At 38.3% G+C, this 26,317-nt stretch carries 29 protein-coding genes and 1 riboswitch; of the genes, 15 read left to right on the forward strand and 14 right to left on the reverse strand.

The features are described 5' to 3' along the window. Positions 1–95: 95 nt before the first annotated feature. Together H4J62_RS09855 and H4J62_RS09860 are read left to right on the forward strand one after the other, a co-directional pair. Positions 96–1,250, forward strand: a complete 1,155-nt coding sequence (locus H4J62_RS09855) for an acyl-CoA dehydrogenase family protein (RefSeq protein ID WP_070374843.1) — start codon at positions 96–98, stop codon at positions 1,248–1,250. Between the two features lie 145 nt (positions 1,251–1,395). Beyond that, entirely contained in the window at positions 1,396–2,244 is an 849-nt protein-coding gene (locus tag H4J62_RS09860; RefSeq protein WP_310733497.1) for a tetratricopeptide repeat protein, read from the forward strand. A 94-nt stretch (positions 2,245–2,338) separates the two neighbouring features. Here the strand turns inward: H4J62_RS09860 and msrA are convergent, their stop codons facing one another. After that, complete coding sequence (gene msrA / locus H4J62_RS09865; protein ID WP_182213211.1) at positions 2,339–2,890, reverse strand: peptide-methionine (S)-S-oxide reductase MsrA; 552 nt, start codon at positions 2,888–2,890, stop codon at positions 2,339–2,341. Positions 2,891–3,053: 163 nt separating this feature from the next. On the opposite strand from msrA, the gene H4J62_RS09870 reads away from it, so the two are divergent. Further along, positions 3,054–4,316, forward strand: coding sequence for a HAMP domain-containing sensor histidine kinase (locus tag H4J62_RS09870; RefSeq protein ID WP_182213213.1), 1,263 nt, complete (start codon positions 3,054–3,056; stop codon positions 4,314–4,316). Beyond that, complete coding sequence (locus H4J62_RS09875; protein WP_182213214.1) at positions 4,313–4,885, forward strand: response regulator transcription factor; 573 nt, start codon at positions 4,313–4,315, stop codon at positions 4,883–4,885. Before H4J62_RS09870 ends, H4J62_RS09875 begins: the two co-directional genes overlap by 4 nt. Positions 4,886–4,887: 2 nt before the next feature. On the opposite strand, the gene H4J62_RS09880 is transcribed toward H4J62_RS09875, so the two are convergent. Then, the gene (locus tag H4J62_RS09880; protein WP_182213216.1) at positions 4,888–6,006 is read right to left on the reverse strand and encodes a DUF3083 family protein; all 1,119 of its coding nucleotides are present in this window, start codon (positions 6,004–6,006) and stop codon (positions 4,888–4,890) included. Positions 6,007–6,133: 127 nt separating this feature from the next. Here H4J62_RS09880 and H4J62_RS09885 point away from each other — a divergent pair, with 127 nt between their 5' ends. Both H4J62_RS09885 and rmf read left to right on the forward strand, forming a co-directional pair. Then, the gene (locus tag H4J62_RS09885) at positions 6,134–6,376 is read left to right on the forward strand and encodes a DUF3820 family protein (RefSeq protein ID WP_070374839.1); all 243 of its coding nucleotides are present in this window, start codon (positions 6,134–6,136) and stop codon (positions 6,374–6,376) included. Positions 6,377–6,621: 245 nt separating this feature from the next. Next, positions 6,622–6,798: a ribosome modulation factor gene (gene rmf, locus H4J62_RS09890; RefSeq protein WP_070374838.1), complete on the forward strand. Its 177-nt coding sequence runs from the start codon at positions 6,622–6,624 to the stop codon at positions 6,796–6,798. Positions 6,799–6,873: 75 nt separating this feature from the next. Here rmf and ung read toward each other — a convergent pair whose 3' ends face one another. The 12 genes from ung to moeA form a co-directional block, all read right to left on the reverse strand. Beyond that, on the reverse strand, positions 6,874–7,563 hold the full coding sequence (gene ung, locus H4J62_RS09895) for a uracil-DNA glycosylase (RefSeq protein ID WP_182213218.1): 690 nt from the start codon (positions 7,561–7,563) through the stop codon (positions 6,874–6,876). 66 nt (positions 7,564–7,629) lie between these two features. Beyond that, the gene (gene thrC / locus H4J62_RS09900; protein WP_070374836.1) at positions 7,630–8,925 is read right to left on the reverse strand and encodes a threonine synthase; all 1,296 of its coding nucleotides are present in this window, start codon (positions 8,923–8,925) and stop codon (positions 7,630–7,632) included. Positions 8,926–8,964: 39 nt separating this feature from the next. Next, on the reverse strand, positions 8,965–9,912 hold the full coding sequence (gene thrB, locus H4J62_RS09905) for a homoserine kinase (protein WP_182213220.1): 948 nt from the start codon (positions 9,910–9,912) through the stop codon (positions 8,965–8,967). After that, positions 9,912–12,368 carry a bifunctional aspartate kinase/homoserine dehydrogenase I gene (thrA, locus tag H4J62_RS09910; RefSeq protein ID WP_182213221.1) on the reverse strand — a complete coding sequence of 819 codons (2,457 nt, stop codon included), beginning with the start codon at positions 12,366–12,368 and terminating at the stop codon, positions 9,912–9,914. The genes thrB and thrA overlap by 1 nt, the downstream gene beginning before the upstream one ends. 323 nt (positions 12,369–12,691) lie before the next feature. Beyond that, entirely contained in the window at positions 12,692–13,639 is a 948-nt protein-coding gene (locus H4J62_RS09915) for a sensor domain-containing diguanylate cyclase (RefSeq protein ID WP_182213223.1), read from the reverse strand. Next, complete coding sequence (locus H4J62_RS09920) at positions 13,640–14,248, reverse strand: chemotaxis protein (protein WP_182213225.1); 609 nt, start codon at positions 14,246–14,248, stop codon at positions 13,640–13,642. Further along, on the reverse strand, positions 14,245–14,610 hold the full coding sequence (locus H4J62_RS09925; protein WP_070374832.1) for a response regulator: 366 nt from the start codon (positions 14,608–14,610) through the stop codon (positions 14,245–14,247). Before H4J62_RS09925 ends, H4J62_RS09920 begins: the two co-directional genes overlap by 4 nt. 526 nt (positions 14,611–15,136) lie before the next feature. Further along, on the reverse strand, positions 15,137–15,847 hold the full coding sequence (locus H4J62_RS09930) for a M48 family metallopeptidase (protein WP_182231337.1): 711 nt from the start codon (positions 15,845–15,847) through the stop codon (positions 15,137–15,139). Between the two features lie 58 nt (positions 15,848–15,905). Then, positions 15,906–16,271 carry a YebG family protein gene (locus H4J62_RS09935; protein ID WP_070374830.1) on the reverse strand — a complete coding sequence of 122 codons (366 nt, stop codon included), beginning with the start codon at positions 16,269–16,271 and terminating at the stop codon, positions 15,906–15,908. A gap of 176 nt (positions 16,272–16,447) precedes the next feature. Continuing rightward, positions 16,448–17,863: an ATP-dependent RNA helicase DbpA gene (gene dbpA, locus H4J62_RS09940; RefSeq protein ID WP_182213229.1), complete on the reverse strand. Its 1,416-nt coding sequence runs from the start codon at positions 17,861–17,863 to the stop codon at positions 16,448–16,450. Between the two features lie 21 nt (positions 17,864–17,884). Further along, on the reverse strand, positions 17,885–18,583 hold the full coding sequence (locus H4J62_RS09945) for an alpha/beta fold hydrolase (RefSeq protein ID WP_182213231.1): 699 nt from the start codon (positions 18,581–18,583) through the stop codon (positions 17,885–17,887). Between the two features lie 35 nt (positions 18,584–18,618). Further along, a complete protein-coding gene (gene moeA / locus H4J62_RS09950) occupies positions 18,619–19,854 on the reverse strand; it encodes a molybdopterin molybdotransferase MoeA (protein ID WP_182213233.1) in 1,236 nt (411 codons plus the stop codon). A 229-nt stretch (positions 19,855–20,083) separates the two neighbouring features. Then, a riboswitch (molybdenum cofactor riboswitch) is annotated at positions 20,084–20,234 on the forward strand. Between moeA and moaA the strand changes: the two genes are divergently transcribed. The 9 genes from moaA to modC all read left to right on the forward strand — a co-directional run bounded on the left by moaA (position 20,221) and on the right by modC (position 26,316). Then, on the forward strand, positions 20,221–21,192 hold the full coding sequence (moaA, locus tag H4J62_RS09955) for a GTP 3',8-cyclase MoaA (protein ID WP_182213234.1): 972 nt from the start codon (positions 20,221–20,223) through the stop codon (positions 21,190–21,192). Its footprint overlaps the riboswitch before it by 14 nt. A 1-nt stretch (position 21,193) precedes the next feature. Then, on the forward strand, positions 21,194–21,847 hold the full coding sequence (locus tag H4J62_RS09960; RefSeq protein ID WP_182213236.1) for a molybdenum cofactor guanylyltransferase: 654 nt from the start codon (positions 21,194–21,196) through the stop codon (positions 21,845–21,847). Between the two features lie 57 nt (positions 21,848–21,904). Beyond that, complete coding sequence (moaB, locus tag H4J62_RS09965; protein WP_182213237.1) at positions 21,905–22,447, forward strand: molybdenum cofactor biosynthesis protein B; 543 nt, start codon at positions 21,905–21,907, stop codon at positions 22,445–22,447. Continuing rightward, entirely contained in the window at positions 22,447–22,986 is a 540-nt protein-coding gene (gene moaC / locus H4J62_RS09970) for a cyclic pyranopterin monophosphate synthase MoaC (protein WP_182213239.1), read from the forward strand. Before moaB ends, moaC begins: the two co-directional genes overlap by 1 nt. A gap of 3 nt (positions 22,987–22,989) precedes the next feature. Then, positions 22,990–23,238, forward strand: coding sequence for a molybdopterin converting factor subunit 1 (moaD, locus tag H4J62_RS09975; protein WP_182213240.1), 249 nt, complete (start codon positions 22,990–22,992; stop codon positions 23,236–23,238). A gap of 10 nt (positions 23,239–23,248) precedes the next feature. Continuing rightward, positions 23,249–23,725, forward strand: a complete 477-nt coding sequence (gene moaE / locus H4J62_RS09980; protein WP_070374822.1) for a molybdopterin synthase catalytic subunit MoaE — start codon at positions 23,249–23,251, stop codon at positions 23,723–23,725. A gap of 11 nt (positions 23,726–23,736) precedes the next feature. After that, positions 23,737–24,534, forward strand: coding sequence for a molybdate ABC transporter substrate-binding protein (modA, locus tag H4J62_RS09985; protein WP_259364643.1), 798 nt, complete (start codon positions 23,737–23,739; stop codon positions 24,532–24,534). After that, entirely contained in the window at positions 24,527–25,228 is a 702-nt protein-coding gene (modB, locus tag H4J62_RS09990) for a molybdate ABC transporter permease subunit (protein WP_070374821.1), read from the forward strand. Before modA ends, modB begins: the two co-directional genes overlap by 8 nt. Then, positions 25,228–26,316: a molybdenum ABC transporter ATP-binding protein gene (gene modC, locus H4J62_RS09995; RefSeq protein WP_182213243.1), complete on the forward strand. Its 1,089-nt coding sequence runs from the start codon at positions 25,228–25,230 to the stop codon at positions 26,314–26,316. The genes modB and modC overlap by 1 nt, the downstream gene beginning before the upstream one ends. The last annotated feature ends 1 nt before the right edge of the window (position 26,317 follow it).

A 26,317-nucleotide genomic window follows, 5' to 3' on the forward strand; every position in this document is an offset into this window, starting at 1 on the left:
TAATAATAATAATAAATTTAAATATGCGATTTAATTTTTAAATACGCATCTAAATACAAATAAATACAAATTTAATATATAAAAGTGAGTAACGAATGAATTTATCATTAACCGAAGAACAGATGATGATTCAAGATATGGCAAAAAAATTCGCTGAAAGCGAATTAGCTCCTGTAGCGGCCGAACTTGATGAAACCCAAGATCAAACACTTTTCCTCAACAACCTTGCGCAGTTAACTGAACTGGGTTTTATGGGCTTAAATATTAAAGCAGAATATGGTGGCGTTGAAGCAGGCACGGTTGCTTTTAGCTTAGCGATAACAGAAATAGCACGCGCATGTGCAGCAACCGCAGTAACAACATCAGTGACAAATATGGTTGCTGAAGTTATTCAAGCGGTTGGTAATGAAGAGCAAAAGCAAAAATATTTACCTAAAATATGTAGTGGTGAATATAAAGCAGGTGCTTTTTGTTTAACAGAGAATGACGCCGGTTCAGATCCTGCTGGCATGAAGACCTCTGCGGTACTCGACGGTGATGCCTACGTACTCAATGGCAGCAAACTCTATATTACCAGTGCCAGCTTTGCTGACATCTTTGTTGTTTGGGCGGTAACGGACGCGACCGCTCGAAAAGGTAAGGGTATTTCATGTTTCTTAGTGGAAGCAAATACACCAGGTATTACGGTCAGTAAGCCAGAAGAAAAAATGGGGCAAAAAGCATCACCTACTAATGAAGTGAGCTTTAGTAATTGTCGGATACCTGCTAGTGCCATGATGGGCAAAGAAAATAAAGGCTTTGGCGTTGCTGTCGGCGAACTTGCGGGCGGTCGAATTGGTATTGGTTCATTAGCGCTAGGCATTGGTTTAGCCGCCATGGATTACGCTCGTGCTTTTATCACTGAACGTAAGCAGTTTGGCCAAGCATTATCAAACTTCCAAGGTTTACAATGGAAACTTGCCGAACGTTACACAGATTTAGAGGCAGCCCGTTTATTGTTAATGCAAGCTGCTTATACTAAAGAACAAGGGTTACCCTTTGGTAAAGCCGCTTCTATGGCGAAGTTATTTGCCGCAGAAAAAGCGAATACTGCTTGTTATGACGCTTTGCAATTAATGGGCGGTGCCGGCTATATTAAAGAATATCCGCTTGAGCGCATGGCTCGCGACGTACGTATTACCACTATTTATGAAGGCACCAGCGAGATCCAAAAAATCATTATTGCTCGTGAGTTATTAAACGAAGTCTAATTATTATTAGACTTATATGATACGAAAGCTGAATGTCCCTTCATTGATAGGCGTTCAGCTTTTTGCATTAAGGCACTTGCGCTTTTTATAATTGCCCCAAAATATAGATTATAGACGCTCATCAATAAACTAAATGGAAGTGAATGTGACTACAAATGCCATTGAAATCACCCTAGAAAATTTTCAACAAATTATTTTAGAAGAATCAAAATCGAAGTTAGTCTTAGTTGACTTTTGGGCGGCACAGGTCCCTGAAAGTTTGGAGCTAAAAGATAAGCTAGCCATCGGCTTGCAGGGTTTTGAGCAGTATATATTATACGCCACGGTTGATTGTCAAACTCAGCAACAAATTGCCCAACAATTTGGTATTCAAGGTTTACCTACGGCGATTTTAGTGAAAGATGGCCAACCACTTGATGGTTTAACTGGGCCACAAGATGACGACAATATAAAAGAATTTTTAGCGAATCATTTACCTAAAGAAGAAGACTTATTACTCATTCAGGCGCAAAAGTTATTAGCTGATAATAATATTAATGATGCCTTCACGGTCATTAATAGTGCTTATCAACTTAATAGTGAACGTGCCGACATTAAATTAATGATGGCAGATGTTTATTTACAAACGGGTAAAATAAGCGAAGCAGAATCTTTATTAACCACTATTTTAATGGTTGACCAAGACAGTCACTATCAAGCGCTTATCGCTAAACTTGAGCTTGCCAGTCAAGCCGCCGACTCACCAGAAATTAAAGCACTAGAAGCACAGTTAGTGGACGACGTTGACAACATTGCTTTACAACATCAACTTGTTGCGCAATACAGCCAAGTCAACCGACATGAAGAAGCGTTGACGTTACTGTTTCGTTTAATGCAAAAAGATAGTAGTGATGCTGCAAGCAAAGATCTTTATCTTGATGTGTTAAAGGCTTTACCTGATGGCGATCCATTAGCCAATAAATTTCGCAGAAAACTGTATACCTTGATGTATTAAATCAGTACTTGGCAGTAGATGCGTAACACTGATTATTTCAGTGTTACGCACTTTGTGAAAGGTGAGGTTTTACTCTCAAGCTGACAATATGGCTTTAAGTCTCTGATGGTTTTAATTTACCCACGAACGTTTTTCTAAATTTTGCGAGCTTAGGCGAAACAATCGCCTGACAGTAAGGATTACCAGGATTATTATTGAAATAGTCTTGATGAACATCTTCACCAGAAAAGAACTCTGACGCTTGAGTTACTTCGGTCACAACCGCTGAGCTATACATATTGCTGGCGTCGACTTCTTTAATAATATCTTCAGCAATTTGCTGTTGTTCTTTGTTGTGATAAAAAATCCCTGAGCGATACTGGGTTCCTATATCGTTACCTTGACGATTTAATTGGCTGGCATCGTGTAGCGTGAAAAACACTTCTAATATTTCACGAGAAGTGATCGCTGTGCTATCAAAGGTTAACTGCACGACTTCTGCATGACCGGTTTGACCCGAGCAAACGTCTTCATAAGTTGCTAGCGCTGCGCTACCGCCCATATAACCTGATACGGCAGATTTAATGCCGATTAATTGGTTGTATGCACCTTCAATACACCAAAAGCAACCGCCTGCCAGGGTGATTTTTTCTTCATGTGATGACATTAAAATAAACCTTAATAAATTTGATTAAAATAACTGTATAACAATAGACGTTTAGATGTCTATATGTTTTTATCTGAAATTTAAAATAAACTGTTTTTGATCAGTTAAAATTATAAAAATTAGCGTAACATCAACAAATACGATTAACCAATATAAAAATATTATGTCTTTATTTTTTAGAAAGTTTAACCAAGTTCGCACCGTTCTTTTATTGCGCAGTGCGGCAATTATTATTCAGCTGATATTAATACTTTTTGTTAATGGCGTTTTAAACTATCAGCTGCCTTGGTTACCGCTCATTATTGTTATTTCAATTGAAGCTTTATTTACGTTAGTCAGCTATTTATATTATAAATCTGGGAAAGAAGCCGATAAGCTCGCCTTACTTGGGCAGATTTGCGCTGATATCTTATTTCTCTCACTTATTTTGTATTTTAGCGGCGGAGCAACTAATGCTTTTGTCTCGTTATTACTTATTCCTATTGCTATTGCTGCTGTGACGTTAACACCGCTGTTACTTGGAAGTGTCGCACTATTAGCGATTGCTTCATACAGTGTTTTATTGTGGTTATTACCCATGTCAGTAATGCATGGCAATATGCAAAGCCACTTTATTGGTATGTGGATCAATTTTCTTTTTTCTAGCATTGTTGTTGCAACCGTTGTTGGCCAAATGGCACGAAGAATTTCTCAAAAAGAACAGGCGATAGCTGCTTTTCGGGAAGAGCAATTAAAGCAAGAAAAAATTATGTCATTAGGGGTCGCTTCTGCGCAAATAACTCATCAGCTCGCTACTCCCATAGCAACTGTACAGCTGCTTGTCGATGAACTCAGTGAAGAGCTACCTGAGCACCCAGCGATTGTTGACCTACAAGGACAGTTATTACGTTGTAGCAGAAGTTTAGCTGAGTTTCGTAAAATGGTTTTTGAGATTAAAGAGCAAAAGTCAAAAGAGGTACTTTGTGCTGATATTGTGCAAGAAATGCGTGATCATATTAACTTAAATTATCCTGATGTTAGGGTGAACTTTTTGTCTGAGACGCACCAATCAATACTCAGTGAAAACGCTAAAGTATTGGCTGATGCTTCATTATTGCCAGCGATTTTAAATTTAGTTAATAATGCGATTCGAGCCACTAAAGCCAGCGGTAGTGATAAAATTGAGTTATCTAGCTTGTTTGATGAAAAAAATTGGCAACTCAGTATTCGTGATTTTGGTTGTGGTTTTACCCAATTAACACTAAGTGAGTTAGGCGTTAAACCCGTAAACAGCAAGCAAGGGTTAGGTATGGCGGTATTTTTGAGTCATGCAAGTTTAGAGCGATTAGGTGTGACACTTACCTTAACCAATCACGTTGCCGGTGGCGCATTAGTAACGTTGAAATTACCGTTAGTGGTTAATGATATGCAGGAAAAAAGTGAATGAAATTATTAATTGTTGAAGATGACAGTACCTTTGCTAATACGCTTAAAAGGCGTATGGAAAAACATGGCTACAGCTGTTGGTTGGCCGATAATATTAACGATGCATTATTAACCTGTCATCGTCAATTGCCTGAATTCATATTGCTCGATATGAAACTCCATCATGAAAGTGGCTTAAATTTGATTAATCCGATGAGGAAGCTATTGCCAAAGAGTCGTATTATTTTATTAACTGGTTTTGCCAGTATCGCTACTGCAGTTGACGCAATAAAGCTTGGCGCAGATGATTACTTAACCAAGCCGGTCGATACACAGACTTTATTATCGGCCTTAGCTAAAAACGCTAACAGTTCGTCGCTAAAAAAATCAACATTGGTTGCAAATTCAGCAACAAACATTATAAATGAGCCAACGTTGTCAACCGAGCAGGTTGAATGGGAGTATATTCAACAAGTCTTAAAATTTAATAATGGTAATGTTTCAGCAACGGCTCGTCAGCTTTCAATGCACCGCAGAACCCTACAACGCAAGCTACAGAAAAAGCCAACGGTTAATGGTGAAGTTGATTAACCTTAGTTTTCAATATTATAAGCAATATGCTGGTGAAACCTTAACGTTAATTCATCTTTATTAATGGGGATTTCGAGTTCGGTCGCTAATAAACGCATTGCCTGTTCTATTTGGTTAATAAACTTGCCATAGCCGCTGTGCTGGGAATCTTCTGCGGTAGCCACAAAGATAAGTTGTACGTTATCAACTAACTCATCGGCTTTCCATTTACTCACCAAGCCACAGGGACTCTGTTTAGGGTTATAACCTAACATTTGTAACTCACCCATCTTAGAAATTATTTCATGCAAACTATGTCGGACAATGGGGACTAAACCATTAGCGATTAACGCCCCATTATTTAAATTAAAGCGCTTAGCCACCAGTGAAAAAGTATCAGTTAAATAAGTATAAAGCGGATTGTATGGATCTTTAGAATTGGCATCAATGTCGACTAAACCCAATAAACGATTATCAATCGTTAGATTAATTACCGCATAACTTATTGCCGATGCGTTCGGTGTTATAACAACGTTTTGTGATTTATAGCGTTCATCAATCGGCCGTAATTTATGTGCTTGTGTGCCTAAGCAGCCTTTATTTTTAGCAAATAAATCATAAGTAAGATGTTGATGATCACGTAAACGTATCGCTTGGTTAGGTAATTTTGTTTGCTCGATAAAACTATGCAGTAACCGAGTCACTTTTTGATGAAATGCCGCGGCATTAAAACGAATGTCGTCGCCAGAGGCTAAAAACAGCAGGGTGATCTTTTTTGCGCGAATACTGGCATCAAAAAAAGAATTTTGTAATTGATGATTTTGAGGATCGTAATAAAATAAAATTTGCTGGCTGGTTTGCCATTGGTGCATTTCTTGACTGTAGCGAACGCGAACTAATTTATCGTTAGCAATAAATAAGCTACTTTGTATCGCATAGTCATTACTTAGCGTAAATAATAATTGTGATAAACTTTGATAAAAATCATAGTAAGGTTGAGTGCTATGCGTTGAAATATTTGGAGAAATTAACTCTATTAATTCATCGGTAATGGCAAACTCAGCTAAAATATATTGGTTATCTCGCGCATTTGAAGGAATATAAGCTTTGTGCGCCGCACTGCGTTTTCTTATTATAGACATGTTCGTTCCCTGTTTGAAGTTAGTCGATAAACTTAGGATGATTATAAATAGACCTTGTGACACTTTTATGATGTTAAAAGGTTTTGAGTTATTATCCCGACAAGAAAATTTAATAAGTAGAGAAACTATGTTTTCAGATCAACAAGCTTTGCTCGATGCTGTAAATCAAATAATGCCTTTTGGAAAATATGCAGGTAGACCCTTACTAAAATTGCCAGAGCCTTACTTAGTGTGGTTTAAATCAAAAGGTTTTCCTGAAGGTAAGCTAGGACAGCAACTTGAATTAATTTACGAAATAAAACTCAATGGTCTTGAAGGCATGTTAGAACCACTGTTACGCTCAAGTCGCTTAGGTATTCCACAACATTAAAATAATTTTTTATATAAAAATAACTTTTAATAATCATAGGTAATAACGCTTGTTGCTAACAAATTGTTTTATTTATTTAATCTTATAATTAGGATTTTTCAGCTCTCAATCATTAACTGTCGAACACTTTTTAATCGTAATTTTACTTGATTTAGCCTCTTGCTTATTCTTAACTGAATTGTCGACTGCTGTTTTATTCGACAAGTATTAATAAGTATCACCAAGACAATGATGGAGAGTTATCGATGCAAACAAAGAAAAGAGATCGTCTAGGCAGAGCACATTCCAATGGTTATAAAGCAGGCCTCACCGGAAAAACAAAAGAAAAATGTCCTTATCAAAATACAGATGCAAAATCAGAATGGCTAGGGGGTTGGCGTGATGCGTTAACGGATAAAAATCTAGGACTATTCAAGTTATAAGTTAACATCTTATTTTTAATAAAAAGGAGCCCTTTGCTGATGTTTACTAAGGGCTGTATCTTTTTTTAGTTAACCTTATGCTTGTTCAGGCAACTGCCAGTTTATCGGAGTCATATTTTTTGATTGTAACCATTGGTTGGTTTTTGAGAAATGCTGACAGCCAAAAAAACCGCGATATGCCGATAAAGGTGAAGGATGTGGCCCGTTTAATACAAAATGCTTTTCGGTATTAATGTTTTTTCCTTTCTTTTGCGCATGAGCTCCCCAAAGTAAGAATACACAACCGCTACTTTCTTGATTAATGTGCTTTATTACTGCATCAGTAAATGTTTCCCAACCTAACTTAGCATGAGAATGAGCCTGTGCTTGTTTGACGGTTAAAACCGTATTCAGTAATAGCACCCCTTGCTCTGCCCACTGCGTTAAGCAACCGTGGCTTGGCTTATTAAAGTCAGCAAACTCATTAACAAGCTCTTTATAAATATTGACTAATGAAGGTGGGACGTTAATGCCGGGTTGCACAGAAAAAGCGAGTCCATGAGCTTGATCTTCACCGTGGTAGGGATCTTGCCCTAAAATAACCACTTTAGTGTCTTTAATATCTTGATAACAAAAAGCATTAAAAATATCGTTTTGCGCAGGAAAGATAACTTCGCCCTTTGCTCGTTGTTGAGAAATTACTTGGTTTAGTTCGATGAAATATGGCTTGGCTTGTTCTTGATTAATAAGTTGTTGCCATTGCGGCTTAATATTTTGATTTATCATGAGGTATAAAAATGGCCGTTAATCTAAATTAACGACCATTATAAACGTGTTTTTAACTGAACGAAATTAGTGATCGTTTAATAATAAATAATCACGTAAGTCGCTAAAGTTAGCGGCCATATCTTTTGATAAAATGGTTTCGCTGGCGCAGTCAGCAAGCTCTTTTGGTAGACCGATTGGTTGTCCTAAAATACTTTCAACCACCTCTTTGAATTTTGCTGGGTGTGCGGTGCCTAAAAACACACCAAATTCACCTTCATCTGCATTGTACTGTAACGCTTTATAGGCAACGGCTGCATGTGGTTCACTGATGTAACCCAGCTTGGCTAACTGTAAAACAGTTGACTGTGTTTGTTCTTCATCAATTGAAACTGAACTAATACAATCGCTAGGAACTATGCCAGACTTTAGCATATGTTCAACGCGAGGCCAGTTGTTAGGATCGCTAACATCCATAGCATTTGAAATTGTCGCTACAGTAGCATTAGGCGTCCACTCACCTGTTTTTAGGTAACGAGGCACAGTATCGTTGGCATTTGTTGCCGCAATAAATCTTTTTATCGGTAAACCGAGTGCTTTAGCAAATAAACCAGCGGTTAAGTTACCAAAGTTACCACTGGGAATCGATACCACAACATCGTTTAATTCGCTTTTACACTTTTGACGAGATAACTGTGCAAACCCTTCAAAGTAGTAACATACCTGAGCTAATAAGCGGCTGATATTTATTGAGTTAGCTGAATTTAAACCTATAGTAGTAGCTAGCTCTCTATCATCGAATGACTTTTTAACTAACGCCTGACAATCATCAAAACTCCCGTCAATAGCGAGTGTTTCAATATTGCCGCCTAAGGTCGTAAACATTTTTTCTTGTAGCAGGCTGATTTTTCCTTTCGGATATAAGATCACCACACGAATATTTTCAATGTTATGAAAAGCATGAGCAACCGCCGCGCCTGTGTCACCTGAGGTCGCCGTTAATATAGTGATCTTTTTATCTTTGCTAAAAACTTGCAAACATTTAGCCATAAAACGCGCGCCAAAATCTTTAAAGGCGAGTGTTGGACCATGAAAAAGCTCTAATATAGCTCTGTCTTTATTGATGGGTTGAATTTGTGCTGGAAAGTTAAAAGCACTGGTCACAATCTCAGTTAATTGCGCTTTAGTTAAATCACCTTCTACAAACGGGTAGAGGACATGTACACTTCTTTCAACTAAAGGCATAGCGAGTAATTCATCGATATTATCTAACACTGGGATTGTTTCAGGAAAAAAGAGTCCCTGATTTTTTCCTAGTCCTTGCTTAACCGCACCAGCAAAACTGACTTGTTCATCGTTTTCTTTTAAATTATAAAATTTCACAACATATTCCTAATAAATTTGGTATTTTTAATAAAGTGATTAAGCGGGCAATCTCTCAGCACCCGTTAAGTCAACCTGACAGACATGAACAAAACCTGAGTCTGTTTGTAAATAATTTTTTTGTAACCAAAGCGCGCTATCTTGGGCTTTTTCAAGCGAATCACAGACACAAAATAAGGTAGGCCCTGATCCTGAAATGCCTACAGCTAAATGACCTTGAGCGCTTAAATAGTCTTTAGCTTCGATAAATTTTGGTAACAAGTGCTGACGATAAGGCTCTGCAAGTACATCTTTGAGTACTGAAAATGCTTGTTGTTTATCATTACGGTGGCAAGCATCAACAAAAGTTGCTAAATTTTGTCCGAAAGTAATGGCGTCAGCACGACTGTATTGCTTGGGTAAAACATCGCGCGCAGCTTTCGTTGAGACATTAATACCTGGGTAAGCCATTACGTAGTAGCAATGATCAAATAGGGGCAAACTCTGGCTAATAAGCTGTTTGTCTGGCACCATTAATTGCAAACCACCTAAATAACATGGTGCGACATTGTCGTAATGCAAACTGCCACTTATTTTTGCCTCCATTTGACCCATCATAAATAACAGTGTTTTTTCATCAAAATATTGCTGATAGAATTCATTGAGTGCGACCAGAGCTGCGACTACAGAACAAGCACTTGAGCCCAAACCACTGCCAACCGGCATCTTTTTATCTAGTGTTAGTTGTACTTTTTTAACCGCTTGTTGCGCTTTTTCAAGTGCTAGGTTGTATAGCTCTAGACAATGCCAAACAATATTGTCTGTGGCCTTACCCGGTAGTTTATTGGCAAATTCACCAATCACAATCAGCTTATTCTCTGTGGCTGACTCTATAGTAACTACATCACCTAATAAAGTACCATCAATGGGCTTAACCGCTAGACCTAAAACATCAAAGCCAACGTTTAGGTTGCCTATTGATGCGGGAGCAAAAACAGATATAGTCATTAGTGCTGTTGCTCCCATGCTAATGTTCTTAATAGATCACCAAACACACCGGCGGCGGTAACCGCAGCACCTGCGCCATAACCGCGTAATACAAACGGTAGTGGTTGGTAATAACGGCTATGTATTGCTAACGCATTTTCACCATCTTTAACACTATAAAGTGGATGATCATTGGCAACAGCTTCAATGGCAACTTTACATTTTCCATCAACTATATTGCCGATATAACGTAAAACTTTACCTTCAGCTTTTGCGACTTTTACTCGTTGAGAAAATTCATCATCTATTTTCGCTAAGTTCTTCATAAATTCACTGACATCACCACTCGCATCAAAGTTTGCAGGTAACACTGACTCTATAGAGATATCTGATAACTCAAGCGGTATTCCTGCTTCACGCGCCATGATTAACAATTTACGCGCTACGTCCATACCGCTTAAATCGTCACGAGGGTCAGGCTCGGTAAAGCCATTTTCTTTGGCGATAGCGGTGGCTTGAGAAACGGTCATACCTTCTTCTAGTTTTCCAAACATATAGGAAAGTGAACCAGACAATATCCCTTCAAAACGTACTAATTCATCACCCGCTTTTAGCAAGCTTTGTAAGGTATCAATTACGGGTAAGCCAGCACCAACTGTTGTTTCATATAAGAAGCGACGGTTAGACTTCTGTGCTGCACTGCGCAACGCTTGATAGTATTGCCAAGAGTCAGTATTGGCTTTTTTATTTGGCGTTACAATATTAAAACCCTCTTCAAGGTACTCTACATAGCTCATCGCTAAAGATTCACTAGATGTTGAGTCGACTAATACCGGATTAATCAGATGATTCTCGCGGACAAAAGCCTTGATGTTTTCAACATTTACTGGAACAGCGTCACTTTTCATTTCTGCTTGCCAGTTATCTAAATCAATACCTTCAGTATTAAAAACCATACCTTTACTGTTAGCAATACCATACACCTTTAAAGAAATATTTTGCTTTTTAAGCTTAGGTTGTTGACGAGCAATTTGCGCAAGAAGCTCGCTACCAACGACGCCGCAGCCAACAAGGAATACATCAATAGTGGGTTTGTGGGTGAAGAAATTTTGATGACTGACTTTCATTGCATCAGTACATTTACGTTTTTCTACCACAACAGAAATACTACGCTCTGACGAATCTTGGGCAATAGCGATGACATTGACACGCGCTTGGGCTAATGAACTGAAAAACTTAGCAGCAACTCCTTGTTGATGATGCATACCGTCACCAACCAGAGAAATAATCGATAATTCATGTTGTAACTTCAACGGTTCAAGTAAACCATTGAGTAACTCTAGTTCGAACTCTTGTTGTAAGCTTAGTTCGGCTAATTCAGCATCGCTGGTGTGAATACAAAAACTGATACAGTATTCGCTGGAAGACTGGCTAATTAAGACTAAAGAAATTTTTTCTTGACTCATAGTGGCAAATACACGACTGGCCATGCCAACCATGCCTTTCATGCCCGGTCCTGATACATTGACCATGGTTAAATCATCAAGATTAGATATCGCTTTAACTTTTTTAGTTTGATCATCCTCGTTAGATATTAAGGTTCCTGGCGCAGCAGGATTACCGGTATTTTTAATCAAACAAGGAATATGAAATTGAGCGATGGGGCCAATCGTTTTTGGGTGTAGCACGCTAGCACCAAAATATGAAAGCTCCATCGCTTCTTGATACGACAAATAATCAAGTAATTTTGCTTCCTTTATTAGACGAGGATCTGCGTTAAACACACCATCAACATCCGTCCATATTTCACAACACTCAGCTTGAGCACAAACCGCGAGAACAGCGGCAGAGTAATCAGAACCATTGCGGCCAAGCGTTGTTACTTGTCCTTGTTTGTTAACACCGATGAAACCCGGCATTAAGGCAACTTTATTGAGATTGTTGTAATGGTTTTCGAAGTTTTCTTTTGATAAGACTAAATCAGCGACTGCATTAAGAGACGCATCGTTGGTGATTAAAAATTTTTCTGGTTCAATAACAGACGTTTTAATACTTTGTGCGTTCAACACAGATTCGAGCAAGGCAACACTTAAACGCTCACCTATGCTGATAATTATAGCGCGGATATGATCCGGGCAATAAGACAACATAGTCGCACCCTGTAGATAACGTGAAAGCTTATGCTCCCAGTTTATAAGGACTTGCTCTGCATGTAATGGGCTGAATTTTGGTAAACTGGCACCAAGATCATCAATAATGGTTATAATAGCTTTTCTGAAGTGTTCTAAATCATTCTGTAATTTTATTTCATCACTAATATTCTCTGCCATAGCCACTAAATGGTTGGTTACGCCTTGTGGGGCGGAAACAACGACGGCAACGGCAGAATCGTTACTTTTGTCAGCTATAATTTTGGCAACTTGCACAAAACGTTCTGCTGACCCTAGAGATGAACCGCCAAACTTTAATACACGCATTTTACTTCCTTTTTATTGTAAATTCTTTGCGAGCCAAAGAACTTGCAATGATTAAAACCTTAAAACAAAAAAAAGCCCGGAACCTAAGGGGTCACGGGCTTTTATTTATGTGTTTTTTACACGTCAGCCGATGACAACCATCCCATTGAGGGTGGTAGTGATAATAATAATGGTAATACGACGGACAAATGTTTTCATGGTTATAAAATGCCTGAGCAGTGTTTTACTGTCAATAGTTATTTATGAATAAAAAGTTATATTTTATTCATAAATAAGCAGTAAGAGGGTTTTATTTGGATAATAAAGCGAATATATTCAGTTTTTTAGGCTGGAATAGTCTCTTTTGCAGCGCAAACTATGTTTCTTCCAGAAGCCTTAGCGTCATATAAGGCAAGGTCTGTGCGGGATATTAAGTCTTCATAACGGGTGTCTGCTTCGGTGATGACTGCAACACCAACACTGGCGGTAACATTTATTTCGACTTCTTGAAAGTTAATGATATTTTTGCTGATCGCAACACGGATCCGCTCAGCAACATCTAAAGCGCCAACAAGATCGGTATTAGGCAGAATAATTGCAAACTCTTCACCGCCATAGCGACCGAATAAGTCACCTAAGCGCAGTAGTTCACTGATCACTTTAGCGGTTTCTATTAGTACTATGTCGCCACCTAAATGTCCGTAAGTATCATTAAGTAATTTGAAATGATCTAAATCGAACATAATAAGCGCTAAACCATGCTGATAACGACGTGCGCGCGAAAATTCTTTTTCGAGACACTCTTCCCAATGCTTGCGGTTAAAGACTTGTGTTAAGCCATCGATACGATTGGCCTGTGCAAGCTCTTCAAGTGTTTTGTTTAGCTTACTTTGGTAATGGCATACATCGGTAACATCTTCGATAAGAATACAAACGTGTTCGTTAGCCTCTTTATTTTCAAGCGGCAAAAAGGTACAGTTTTGAGCCATAAAGTGACTGTCTGTCGTCATAGGGCGGGTATGAGGCAATTCAAAAAGGTGATGTCTTTGTTCCCATGAGCAAAAAGACTGGGTTTTTAGTTGAAAGACACTTTCAATTTTTCTTTTGAACCACTTTTCTGGCAGCTCGGGAAAGACAATAAAAATATCTTGTCCGATAACATTTTCAGGCTTTTTGTTAGCATGAATTTGTAAATACCGATTCCAAAATACGATATTGTATTGACTATCTATGATGAGAATACCGGTATTTAATTTGTTGGCAATATCAGGACAAATATCATCAGCAAGCATTTAGAACTCTTCCAAAATTCTGTCAATAACTGTTTTTATATTAATAATTGCTGACTCAGGAATAAACAAAACCATATCGCAATTAAATGAATAGTCAGTAACTTGATAAGTTATTTTAACTTTTAAAGCTAAGTCCCAATTAAATGATTGTTGGGCAAGATGATCGGATATTGCACTTTGTGAACCCGCTAATAAACGCGGCGCACTGTAAGACATTTGATTATCTATTTGTTTAGCAAAAACATTTAAGAAGGTGGTGGTTAAAATAGAGCTTAAGTCGATAATTTGTTCTTCAACAGATAATTCATCAGGCTCATAGCCCAGTAAATCTGCAAGTCGATCAGAATCTTTTGGCTTGTACATAAGCAGTGCTTCACCGCGAATGCCTTCGTAACCAAAGAAGCCTTGACTTACTACCGCAGCAGAATTTTCATCACTGTTTAACGAGTTAAGCAGGCTTAGCGTACTGACTTGTTCAATACTAGGTACTTTTAAATAAACAAAGGTATTTAAGTATCGGGCAAGTTGGTCACTTGCTTGACCCATAGCAACATTAATTATTTCTTGTAAACAATCTTGCTGATCTTCATTTAAGTTGAGGTTGCTCATAAAAAACCATGATTTCTTAGGTTAGTGTTAAGGACTTCTAATTCAACTGGTTTACGTAAAAAAGCTTTGGCACCGAGTTCAAGTACTTTACTTTGCATTTCTGGTTGTATATCGGCTGATATAACAAAAATTGCCGGTGTAATGTTTTCATCTTTTAGGGTTTGGAGTACACCTAAGCCATCTAGAACAGGCATGGTGAGGTCTAGAAATAGAATGTCAAATACTTGACTGCGTAAAAGTTCAACAGCTTCTTGACCATTTTTTGCTAATTGTGCATTAGCTGATAGTTGCTCTGGTAAGCTACGTAAAACTTGTTTACGGGCCATATTAGAGTCATCACAAACAAGAACTGAAAAGCTCATGTAATGGGTAATCCTTTATTTTTTTTATTTTATGGCGTTAATCTACCTTAAATAAGCGGTACTGTTAATTAATAAAGTACAAAATGCTGATTTTTTATGCTTTTAATGACGATCTCTCTAATAATTGCACAATATAACAACAAGCTAATAATAATACGGTCAAAAATTAGTGATAATTTTGCCGTGATACTTTTATTTTTTTACCTAATTAGAAGGTGATTATTAGGTTAATTAACACGATAGACATTATTGTCGAAAGGGTATAAATCGCAATAGCTTTCCAGCTGTATGTTTTGAATTTCATCATTTATCTCTTCATCTATTGATTATAACAATGGCTAATAAATTGTCATATCCTGTGAATTTAAATTAGTATTCAAATACTAAGCGATATTCGTGCCACAATATAATGTAAGTTGAAGAAATTGTTGATAATTTTATTAGTCTAATACTGAATTGATTTTATCTTCTTTATAAAAAGATTTATTTGTTCGCTCATTTATCCCCTACGAGGATATTATGACCATTAAAGAGTCGGCCATTGTAATTGGTTTTGGTGGGATTTTAACCACGTTTTAGCTGAAGCGTAGTTAGGGTAGTTAAGCGCAACTAATTGCCAAAACTTAGTTGAATGATTCATGTGCCTAAGATGACAAAGCTCGTGAACTATTACATAATCGATAATCCATTTAGGCGTCATGGCTAATAAAGAACTGAAACTCAGTTCACTTCTACTATTACAGCTGCCCCATCTAGACTTATATAATCTGACTTTAAACGATTTGGGTAAAACACCAATTTTTTCCGCATAATGAGATAAGTTTTCATCAATATAAGCATAAGTTTGCTGCTTTAACCAAGCTTCAAGTTGTTGCTTTACATATTTATCTTGGTTCTTTATATCATCAGCTACTTTGATTTTTAATTTACTAGCGAGAGTCGCTATGATGATATCTTGATGAAGCGTTATTTCTGGAAATAGACCATAATGAATATCAAGTGTTTTAAGTTCGCCATTAATAAGCAATTGGCTATCTTTTTGATAATGATTATTTTGAGTGGCAGGTTGTGCGTTTTGCTCGGCAATTTTTCTGTGCAGCCAAAGGCTTTTTGATTTAACAATGTTCGCTATATCATCTTCAGAAACATATTTTGGCGCACGGATTATAATTTTTCCGTGCTTAACTTGTAAGCCAACCGTTTTTCTTTTAACGCTACGAATGAGCTGATATGACAACATAATTCAATATTATCTAGTGTTAAGTAAAGATAAATTCAAACCAGTACAGCGCACTTTATTTACTTGTGCTCGCTTTAGCCTTACGTGGCGCTTTTACTTTTGCTGTTGCTTCAATTTCTGGCGACGAGTCAGTGCTATTTACTGTTTCAACTGGTGCTGTAACGTTCTTTTTAGCAGCAGTCTCTGGCTTAGCTTTCTTAGCTTGCAAAGCAACAAGCACATCTTCACGATTCTTAGCTAGATAAATACAGAGTTCTTCACGCACTTTTTCATCAATATTAAAGCTGCTGGCTTCAAACATCTCGGCTAAGCTGTCAGCCATATCAAGCATTTTGTCATACTCGTCTGCTGCTTTTTTATCCATGAATGTTTCTACCTCCACACCTTGTCTAATGACGACAAATCGACTTTCAACTGCCATTTTTTTTCCCTTATAGGATCAATATTACGCTTGATGGTTTTATCATATACGATTTAAAACCGCTTATACAATCAAAATTAACTGTACAAAACAACAGTATCATACGAGGTTTTCATTAAAATACAATCATTTTATAAAACCTCGTTATTGATAAATACTGTTTTAACCGATAGTAACTATAGTAATCTTACTCTAAATTTACGACCTTTTAACTTGCCATCACTAAGTTTTTTAAAGGCTTGTTTGGCAAACTTTCGACTTACAGCTACATAAGCCCAGTTATCTGATAATTGAATTTTTCCCACTTCGCTAGCTGAAATAGTTTTATCGCCAGTTAGAGCGCCAAGGATATCGCCCGCACGTACTTTTTGCTTTTTACCGCCATCTATTTGTATTGTTGCCATTTTCGGAGAATACACCGAGGCGTTTAATACACTAGCGTCTGGCAGTAATTCGCCTTCGATAGTTCGGTCAAGGTAATCTTCTAATAAACCTATTTTGTAGCTTTCTTTTTCACTGAAAAAAGAACAAGCAATACCTGTGCTACCCGCTCGGCCTGTGCGGCCAATACGGTGTACATGAATTTCGCTATCACGAGCGATATGATAATTAAATACTGCATCTAGCGCATCAATGTCTAAACCACGCGCGGCAACATCGGTGGCGACTAAAATTGAAATACTTTTATTGGCAAAGCGAACTAATACTTCGGTACGATCTCTTTGCTCTAAATCGCCATGTAAATCTTGAACATTAAAACCGTAATTACGTAGTTCATTGACAACAATTTGTACGTCTTTTTTGGTGTTACAAAAAACGATGCTTGATTCAGGTTGATGCTTTAATAACAATAAACGGATACCGTCGATACGCTCGCTGTCATTCTCTACCTTATAAAAATGCTGTGATATGGTGCTTTCTTCGTGATTCCCCTCAACGGTTACCTTGGTCGGTGATTGCATTATTTTTTTAGCAATATCGGCAATTTCTGCCGGGTAAGTTGCACTAAATAATAAGGTTTGTCGTTGTTGAGGAATTTGGCTAATAATAAAGTCAACGGAGGCTTGGAAGCCCATTTCTAGCATACGGTCGGCTTCATCGAGCACTAGCATATTCACATCGTCTAATTTCAATGTGCCTTTACCTAAATGATCTTCAATTCTTCCTGGCGTGCCAACAATGATATGAGCGCCATGCTCTAAAGAACCGACTTGCGGGCCAAAAGGCATACCGCCACAAAGGGTCAATATTTTTATGTTATGGATGGCACGGGCCAATTTACGAATTTCTTTCGCTACTTGGTCGGCTAATTCACGTGTTGGACAAAGGATCAGTGTTTGAATACGAAAACGTTTTACGTCTAGTTTTTCTAAAACACCTAGGCCAAAGGCAGCGGTTTTACCAGAGCCTGTTTTACCTTGGGCAATAACGTCACCACCGGCAATAATAGTTGGCAAGCTTTGGGCTTGAATGTCGGTCATCTGTTGATAACCCATAGACTCTAAATTTTGAATTAACTCAGGTTTGAGTTGTAAGGTGGAAAAACTAAGCTGGCTCAACGGGAATTCCTTGGCATAAAAATAATACGTCATTTTACCTTGTTTAAATGCTTATTACTCGATAAAAAAACGAATCATATTGCCAGCACACTTTTCTGGTTGTTCAAGCGGTAACATATGGCCGGTGTCGGCAAGTGTTATTAAAGAAATCAGCGGCGATTGCGTTAAAATAGCGGTAATGCGCGTTAACTTAACCAGCGAGTCATTATCACCAATTAAGAACTGAATGGGGATGGCAAGCGTAGGAAGTTTTACTAATAAATTCTCGCGTTGGGTGGTCACTGTTAATTGATGGATAAGTGTTTCCTTACCCAACTCAATATCCATTGCTCGAATACAGTTAATGATGCCTTGATTGTTGTGTTTGCTTGCATGCAGCAGTGCAGTTATACGTTTGCTGGTGATGCCTGAGTAACCATGCAATTTAACATAAGCAATCGTGCGGCTGCGCTCTTTTAATTGAGCAGGTGGCAACAAATAAGACATATTAGAAATAAGCAGTAGTTTGTTAATTTTATTAGGATATTTCAGCGCAAAAGCCGACGCGATATATCCCCCTAAAGAAAAACCCGCTAAATTTATTCTTCCTACTGGGAATTTTTGTTCAAGCGCAGTGACTATTTTATCAATACTATTTTCCACGGGGATGGCAATGTGGATAAGCTCCACATTTTCAGGTAAGTAAGTGATGCAAGCCTGCCACAGACGTTGATCGCACATGGTACCCGGTAGGCAATATATTTTAATCGTCATATTGTGTGTTCATAACAAGCTAAAAATAGATAACGCTACTGAATAACATCATCAAATAGTTGCACGTTAACCATTTCATTAGCGGGAACGTTGCCTTGGTTTGCCGGTAAAACAATATAACAGTTGGCCGTCGACATGCTGGTTAAAATTCCTGAGCCTTGACTACCTGTACTGGTAACTATCATCTCGCCTTGGTGATTGGTTGACAATATCGCCCGTTGAAAGTCCATGCGTCCGGCGCGCTTATTTAATTGGGTGGCTGTTTTTACTTTTAATAGCGGTAACTTTTTAGCTTGGGCATGCTGTAATTTTAACAACGCGGGTACTGCCAATTGATGTGCGGTGACCAAGGCTGAAACAGGGTTGCCGGGTAAGCCAAAAAAGTAACTATTAGGTAATTTTCCAAAAGCAAAAGGCTTACCGGGTTTCATGGCTATTTTCCAAAAACCAATTTCGCCTAATTGTTCAAGTATCAACTTAGTATAATCGGCGTCACCTACAGAAACACCTCCTGAGGAAATTACAACATCGGCTTGCTGATCGGCTTGTTCAAATGCAGTGCGTATTGCTTGTTCATCGTCAGCGATAATACCAAAATTAATCACCGTAACATTCAGTTTAGTCAACATCGCAATTAATGCATGGCTATTACTTTCATAAATATCACCGTCATTAAGGACTTCGCCCGGAGATTTTAATTCATCGCCGGTTGCTAATACAGCAACAGTAATTTTACGATAGACTTCTACTATTGGTACACCTAAAGATGCCAGTACACCAATATCTATCGCCGAAAGTTTTTTACCTCGGCTAAAAACGGGTTGGTCTATTGCGATATCTTCACCGGTAAAGCGAATGTTATCGTTAAATTCTCGGTTTTCTAGGAATGTAATGCCGGTATCTTTTGCTTGGCAGTTCTCTTGCATTTCAACGGTATCACAACAACTTGGTAATTTTGCACCTGTCATTATACGAATACATTCACCGATTTTACATTCACCTTGAAAAGGCGCGCCAGCCATTGACCGGCCAATCATAGTTAATGTATCGGTCGTTTGTAAACTTGCCCATTTAAAGGCATAACCGTCCATAGCTGAATTATGATGAGGAGGAACATTTAATGGGCTCGAAATGTTGCGAGCTAGCACACGATTTAAACCTAATGCTAAAGAAACCGACTCAGTTTTATCGATCGGCGTAATCGCCGACAACATTTTTTCCATCGCTTGTTCGAAAGGTAATAATCCAGGAGCAGAACAACAATCAACCATAAGTAACTCTTCTTTTATATTTATTTTTACACGGCAAATTAGCACCGCCTGCTTGTTATTCCCATTCGCGTCTATTGCAATTTACTTAACGGCATAGGAATACGTTATTATGACGTAAATTTACTCATCAATAATACGTGTAAAGTGATGACTTTTTGATGCAAATCAAAATTACTTATCGTCTAGCCGTATTTTAATAGTGAAATAGTTTACTATACTTGTATTCATTAAATGAATTATTCGCCGAGCTTTTCTAGCTAAATCTTTTTTTAGAATGCTATTTAAGCCGTGGTTAATAGTAATTTTGCTATAACCACCAGGGTTAACAGGGAAACTTGTTAGCCTCCCTACATTTGGAAAGGTGAGATGTTAACAGACAACTTCGGTCGCAAGTTTTATTACTTGCGCCTCTCTATTACTGACGTTTGCAACTTCCGTTGCACCTATTGCTTGCCTGATGGTTATTCATGCGACCATGATCGTGATTTTCTCTCCTTTGATGAAATTAAGCGTGTTGCCAACGCTTTTGCTCAAATGGGTACAGAGAAAATCCGTATTACCGGTGGCGAACCTTCATTGCGTAAAGACTTACCTGAAATTATTGCTGCTTGTAAGCAAACGCCCGGTATTAAAAAAGTCGCGATAACCACTAATGGTTATAAATTACCTGAACATCTGCAAGGCTGGCTAGATGCTGGAATTGACGCGATTAATATCAGTATTGATAGTCTTGACCCGCGCATGTTCCATTCAATCACCGGTCATAATAAGTTACCCCATATTTTAAAAGGTATAGATATGGCGTTGGCAGATGGTCGTGCAACAATTAAAATTAATACCGTATTAATGCGCGAATACAATGGTCACGACATTAAAACCTTTCTTGATTGGCTGAAAGTGACTCCGGTGACTTTGCGCTTTATTGAATTAATGCAAACGGGTGATAACCAAGAATTTTTTGATGCACAACATGTACAAGGTGCACGTATTAAGCAAAATTTAATATTAGATGGTTGGTTACCTGTAGTTAACGATAAAGCAGCAGGCCCAGCACAAGAGTTTTATCATCCTGATTATCAAGGTAAAATCGGTTTAATTATGCCGTACAGTAAAGACTTTTGTAATACTTGTAATCGTTTGCGGGTCAGTTCATTAGGTAAATTACATTTATGCTTATTTACCGAAGAAGGTTTACCGTTAAAAGAGTATTTACAGCAAGATGATATTGAGCCATTGAAAGCACAGATTCGCGCGATGATGACCGATAAAAAAGCCACACATTTTCTGCAAGATAAACTCACCGGTGCCACCAAAAACCTTGCGATGTTGGGTGGCTAAGATGAATGCAGCTTTGTTTAATCAAGGATGTTTAGGCGTAGTGCTAGCGGGTGGGAAATCTTCTCGTATGGGTAGCAATAAAGCTTTGTTAATGCGTAATAAGACTGCAGTAAATGGCAAAGAAAATATGCTCAGTTTTAGTAAGAACTTGCTGAAAAATATTGGTATAAATAACATTGTCGTCAGTGGAAACATTGATGGGGCTGATGTTAACAGCGAAAATTTTGTTACTGACCAATTTGCAGAACTTGGCCCAATGGGGGGTATTTACAGTGTTATTAAAAAATACCAACCTAAATCATTATTGATATTACCGGTTGATTTACCTTTAATGACCAAGGAAACACTTGCGCAGTTAAAAATAAAAGGTGAGTTAGCTCAAAAAGCCTGCTTTTTTTCTGATCATTTTTTACCACTTTATTTACCTAACAATGCTTTTGTTGAGCAATTCTTTACCACGCATTTTCTCCAGTATTTGCAAGGTAATAAAGGTGGGTTAAGCGAAAAAAATAACCCTAAGAAAAATGGTCCGTCTATTCGTTCGATGTTTGCACAAGTGCCACATCAAGTTTTAGCTGTAAAGTCACCACAGTGTTTATTTAATACCAATACACCGCAAGAATGGCAACAAGCGCAGCAACGCTTTTCTGTGTGAATTTTTGCGTTTTTTATTTAACAATCAACAGAAAACTAATAAAATTTAGGAAAAATCATGAGCTCTTTACATAGCGGTAACGCTTTTATTCCCTTATCAATTGCGGTATTAACTGTTTCTGATACCCGTGATGAATCAAATGACACATCAGGGCAAGTACTTGTTGAACGCTTAACTGAAGCGGGTCATAAACTTGCCGATAAAGTGATTGTTAAAGATGATGTTTATCAACTACGCGCCATTGTTTCAAAATGGATTGCTGACGATAATGTCCAAGCGATAATTTCGACCGGCGGCACCGGATTTACTGCTCGTGATAATACTCCTGAAGCCTTAGTACCTTTATTTGATAAAAATGTCGAAGGTTTTGGTGAAGTTTTCCGGGCTATTTCGCTTGATGAAATTGGCACGTCGACAATTCAGTCGCGAGCGTTTGGCGGCATTGCTAATAGCACAGTTATTTTATGTGTGCCGGGCTCAACTAATGCCTGTCGTACTGCTTGGGATAAACTCATTAGAGAGCAACTTGATGCGAGCCATCGCCCTTGTAATTTTGTACCTCATTTAAAAATGGCAGAAGTTTGTGAGACGCGCGACTAATGACTACTTTAGCAAATAATAACCATGTTAACGCCTTAAGCCATGTCAACAAACGTGGTGAAGCAAATATGGTTGATGTTACCGATAAAGCGCTGACGTCACGGTCTGCGACGGCCGAAGGTTATATCCAAATGTCGGCACATACCTTGTCGTTAATTACCCAAGGTGATAATAAAAAGGGTGATGTATTTTCTGTCGCTCGCATTGCAGGTATTCAAGCAGCAAAAAAGTGCAGTGATTTAATTCCTCTTTGTCATCCGTTGATGTTAACTAAAGTAAATGTTGATTTCACCATTGATGAAGAACGTAGCCAAGTGCATGTGACAAGTTTATGTAAACTAACCGGACAAACGGGTGTCGAAATGGAAGCCTTAACAGCGGTTGCTGTTGCGTGTTTAACATTATTTGATATGTGTAAAGCCGCTGACCCTTTAATGGAAATTCACGGTATTCGTGTAATGACTAAGGAAGGGGGTAAATCAGGCTCTTGGCAAGCAAAAGCAGAGCAAGCTTTAGAAGATTCAAAGAATAAAGGATAAGCTATGATCAAAGTAATATTTTTTGCCGCGTTGCGAGAACAGCTCGGCTCTGCGGGTACTGAAATAAGTGCTGACCTTGCTACTACCGTCGCTGAAGTTAAAGTGGCGTTAGGTGAAAAAAATAATGATTGGCAACATTACCTCACCAATAATTCATTACTTTGTGCGGTTAATCATCAAATGGTTAATAATGATTTTTTGGTGAAAGCAGGAGACGAAGTGGCTTTCTTTCCACCCGTCACCGGAGGATAAAATAGTTAATATGGCGAGTCTCAATAATAAGTACCCAGAGATCAGTATTCAAACCGAAGACTTTGATCACGGTGTTGAAGTTAATCTGTTAGAGAATGATAATGTTGAAGATGGTGCCGTTGTTACCTTTAGCGGTCGAGTGCGCAATAATAACTTGGGTTTGAAAGTTAAAGGATTATTCCTTGAGCACTACCCTGATATGACTGAAAAGCTATTAGCTGAAATCATTGATACGGCAAAAAAACGCTGGGATATTGGCCGTGTAAAAGTCATTCACCGAATCGGCCAGTTAGCCATAGGTGAACAAATTGTTTTTGTTGGTGTAACTAGTAAACATCGTCAAGATGCATTTGCTGCTAATGAATTTATTATGGATTTTTTAAAAGTGGCCGCGCCATTTTGGAAAAAAGAACTCACTGAACTTGGTGAAACCTGGTTAGCAGCGAAAGCCAGTGATAAAGAAAAAGCACAGGCGTGGAGTAAATAGCTTTGGCATTAATGCTGGCGAGTATATCTACTCGTTTTTTATTGATAGCGCTACTTATGTTACCGATAACTTTAGTTGCGGCTAAAGACACGGCAAGTGAGAATGAAGCACCCTTGCGCATTGCCGTTGCTTCGAATTTTGCACCGACATTAAAACAGTTACTAGCTCGCTTTAATTCAAATCAAAAACAATTTTTATCACCAATTCTTATCGCGGCATCCAGTGGTACTTTATTTCTACAAATTGAACATGGCGCTACTTTTGATGTGTTTTTATCTGCTGACAGTGAACGACCACAATTATTATCAACAAGCGGCTTAGCGGTGAGTGGAAGTCTGCAAACCTATGCTTTTGGGCAGCTAGCTCTCTGGTCTGCAAAGGGTAATATTGACAGCGATCTCTTGGTAGCCCTTAATAATAATAAACATCGCCTTGCCATTGCTAACCCCAGGATTGCGCCCTACGGTAAGGCTGCTAAGCAAGTATTAGAAAATTTACAACGTTGGGATGATTATAAAGACCGATTAATTCAAGGAATTAATATTGGTCAAACGTTTCAGCAAACACGTTCGCAAGCGGTAAACTTAGGCATTGTCAGTAATAGTCAATTAGTGCTCAATAATTTTAAGGGAGTATTGATCCCCTCACATTTACATCAACCAATAAAACAGCAATTAGTTATTTTAAAGCACAGTAAAAAAATAGCTCAAGCCGAACGTTTTGTTACCTTGTTGATGAGTAAGCAAGCTCAACAGTTTATTACTGAATCAGGTTATGCATCGTCGAATGAGATCAATGCCAATGAGTAATACCCACCCAGATATGCTGGCGCTGATCACTACATTAAAAATGGCGGGCTTAACCACGGTTATTTTAATGTTAATTGGCACGCCACTCGCTTGGTATCTCGCTAAAATGCAAAGCCGTTCGAAAGTTTTTATTGAAGCATTAGTGGCTTTACCTTTAGTGCTACCACCGACAGTACTGGGATTTTATTTATTATTGTTGTTTTCTCCACAATACCTTCCAGGACAAATTTGGCAACAGGCAACCGGTCAACAACTAGCGTTTAGCTTCTCTGCTATTGTTATTGGCTCTGTTTTATACTCTTTACCCTTTGTTGTGCAACCATTACAAAAGGCATTTGAGCAATTGGGCGATGACTTATTAGAAGCAGCAGCTATGCTTGGTGCTAGCGCTTTCGATCGATTTTTTACTGTTGTTATGCCGATGACTAAAGCCAGTTTTATTACCGCAGCCAGTTTAGGCTTTGCTCATACGGTTGGTGAATTTGGTGTGGTCTTAATGATTGGTGGTAATATTCCAGGTGAAACCCGTGTGCTGTCAATTGCCTTGTTCGATCATGTTGAAGCGTTCGATTATGCACAAGCACACCTTATTTCAATAAGTTTAGTTATCTCATCGCTTGTTCTATTATCTTTAATTTATTTACTGAATCGGCCTGCTAAAAATAAACGAGTTAAATCAAAGAGGTTTAATTAATGGCTGAGCTAGCACTAAATTTCACCGTTGAGCATGACGAGTTTTCATTAACAATTGATGACAAAATATCTTTAACCGGTATCACGGGGATTTTTGGTCATTCTGGCTCTGGAAAATCAACCTTATTGAAAGTGATCGCCGGATTAGAACAACAAGCACATGGCAAGGTATTACTTGATGATGAATACTTATTTAATAGCGAGGCAAAAACGTTTGTTGCGCCACATCAACGTCGCATAGGTTTAGTTTTTCAAAATAGTCGCTTGTTTCCTCATTTAAATGTCGAAGAAAACCTACGTTTTGGGCAAAAACGACATAAGAATTGTCGGTTAAGTTTTGCAGAAATAGTTGAACTCACCCAGCTTGAAAGCTTGCTCGATAAAGCGGTTACTCAACTCTCTGGGGGCGAGCAACAGCGTGTTGCATTAGCGCGTGCGATATTAGCTGAGCCAAGATTGTTATTACTTGATGAGCCCTTGAGTGCACTTGACGATAAAAATAAAATTATCTTGTTAGCTTTACTCGACAGGGTCAAGAGACAGCTTGATTTACCAATGTTATATGTCAGCCATTCTTTAGATGAGCTTCAACAACTGGCCGATAAGCTATTGGTTATTTCTTCAGGAAAAGTGAGTCATCATGGTGATATTCACCACGTTATTCATCAACTAACCACCAATAACGAAATATTGCATCAAACCAGCTTATCATTGATGGTGAAAGAGCATTTACCCGAATACGGCTTAACAAGTTTACGTTTAGGCGAGCAACAAATATTTATTGCTTGTGACAGCCCATCAGACAAAAATAAAAAAGTGCGCTGCATTATTGCCGCTAGTGATATTAGCATTACTTTACATGAACCTATCGAAAGCTCTATTGTTAATCACTTACATGGTGAAATAACAGCAATTAGTCATATCATATCGTCTGATGGCGCTAATGCTCAAATGCTAATAACGGTTAATTGCTCAGCACAACCCTTTTTTGTCACCATTACGACTTGGTCGGCTAAGCGCTTATCGTTAATGCTGGGTCAAAGTATATTTATTCAATTTAAAGCGAATGCAGTACGTTCACTGCGTTAAC

Source organism: Colwellia sp. BRX8-5, assembly GCF_014077325.1.
Taxonomy (GTDB): domain Bacteria; phylum Pseudomonadota; class Gammaproteobacteria; order Enterobacterales; family Alteromonadaceae; genus Colwellia_A.